This window comes from Streptomyces glaucus, assembly GCF_039533365.1.
Lineage (GTDB): Bacteria > Actinomycetota > Actinomycetes > Streptomycetales > Streptomycetaceae > Streptomyces > Streptomyces glaucus.
In genome coordinates this window covers 1-1407 of the sequence record NZ_BAAATK010000131.1, presented here as the reverse complement: position 1 = coordinate 1407, position 1407 = coordinate 1, and the positions used below count along the sequence as shown (strand labels likewise).

At 70.8% G+C, this 1407-nt stretch carries 1 protein-coding gene; it reads left to right on the top strand.

Going from position 1 to position 1407, the window contains the following annotated elements; translation table 11 throughout:
* Positions 1 to 1407: polyketide synthase dehydratase domain-containing protein (locus ABD363_RS32365; protein ID WP_344610030.1), on the top strand; the 1407-nt coding region annotated here is incomplete at both ends.

Genomic DNA, 1407 nt, shown 5'->3' with positions numbered 1-1407 from the left:
CGCTGTTCGACGGCACCGGCGCCCACCGCGTCGACCTGCCCACCTACCCCTTCCAGCACCACCGCTACTGGCTGGCGCCGGATCGTCCTGCCGTCGATGCTCGCGGTCTGGGTCTCGGTGCGGCGGACCATCCGTTGCTCGGGGCCGCCGTATCCGTCGCCGGCTCGGAGACCTTGCTGCTCACCTCCCGGCTGTCGGTCCGCACGCACCCGTGGCTGGCGGACCATGTCGTGGCCGGGAACGTCGTCGTGCCCGGTACGGCGTTCGTCGAACTCGCCCTCCAGGCCGGTGACCGGGTCGGCTGCGAGCGGATCGACGAACTCACTCTCCAGACACCGCTCCTGCTACCACGGGACGGTTCGGTGAGTGTGCAGATCACCGTCGAGCCGTCGGCACAAGAGGGTGACCTCAGCCGCGTACTCCAGGTGTACGCCCGTCCGGACGACACCGACTCCAGTCAACCGTGGATCCTGCACGCCACCGGCGTGCTCGCACCTGGTACCGGCTCTGCCTCGTCGGACGCCGACCAGCACACACACGACCTGAGCACCTGGCCGCCCACCGGAGCGCGCGAACTCCCCCTTGACGGCCTCTACGAACGCCTCGACCACTCCGGACTGTCCTACGGTCCCGCCTTCCGGGGCCTGTGCCGAGTCTGGGAGCGGGACGACAACTTGTTCGTGGAGGCGGCGCTGCCGGAGGAACCGGCGGCCGAAGCGAGCGCGTTCGGGCTGCACCCGGCGTTGCTGGACGCCGTGCTGCACGCGCTCGCGCTGCGGACCGGCGAGAACCAGGGAACGCTGCTGCCGTTCCTGTGGTCGGGGGTGTCGAGCCACGCGGTGGGAGCGAGCCGAGCGCGGGTGCGGATCAGTCCGCGCGGTGCCGACGAGTACGCCCTGTATGTCGCCGATGCGACCGGTGCCCCCATGGCGACCGTCGACTCGCTGCTGCTGCGTCCCGTGTCCACCGCCGACCTTGCGCAGAGCGCGGACCAGAACAGTCTGTTCCGCCTCAGCTGGGTTCCCGCGTCCGTCGACCCGGATGGGACGGATGAGCCCGGTCCCTGGGCCGTGATCGGAGCTGATGCGGCCCTTTGGACCGAGGCCGGTGTGACCGCGACGGCATACGACGACCTGCCCGCGCTCACCACCGCCGTCGAGGCCGGCATGGCCGTCCCCGCGGCCGTCGTCCTCACCGTCGGCGCGAACTCTGGTGAAGTCCTGGGTGGGATTGCTGGTGTCCTGGGGGTCATGCGGACCTGGCTGGCGGACGAGCGCTGGGCGGACACGCCCCTGGTGGTGATGACCACAGGCGCGGTCACGGTAGACCCTGCCGCCGATACGGCTGCCCCGGACCTCGGTGGGGCCGGGGTGTGGGGTCTGGTGCGGTCGGCGATGAGTGAGCATC